This is a genomic window from Gemmiger formicilis (genome assembly GCF_016901605.1).
Classification (GTDB): domain Bacteria; phylum Bacillota; class Clostridia; order Oscillospirales; family Ruminococcaceae; genus Gemmiger; species Gemmiger formicilis_B.
On the sequence record NZ_JACJKP010000624.1, the window covers coordinates 1 to 273 of the forward strand.

The following is a 273-nucleotide window of genomic DNA, read 5'->3' on the forward strand; positions in this document are numbered from 1 at the left end:
GTCCGATGAGCAGGGAAAACAGGAATTGCAGAACCAGCAAAATAGTACGTGTACGGCGTCGTTCGCTGCGTACATACTGCAAAAGCATTCCCAGGCAGAGGAAGCTGGCCGTCAGATACGGCGGATAGCTGACCGTCAGCAGGGCAATGCGGAAGTATGCATCGGACATGGGGGAAACCAGAACCGCCGCAACAGCGGGGAACAGCGTCCCGATGCCGGCCTGGCGGCAGAAATACCAGCAGGATGCCAGCATGCACAGCAGGATGATGGCGG

General features: G+C 58.2%; 1 protein-coding gene. It reads right to left on the reverse strand.

Features of this window, described 5'->3' with window-relative positions; translation table 11 throughout:
• The coding region (locus H6B10_RS16200; RefSeq protein ID WP_204652444.1) for a hypothetical protein at positions 1-273 on the reverse strand (273 nt) is incomplete at both ends.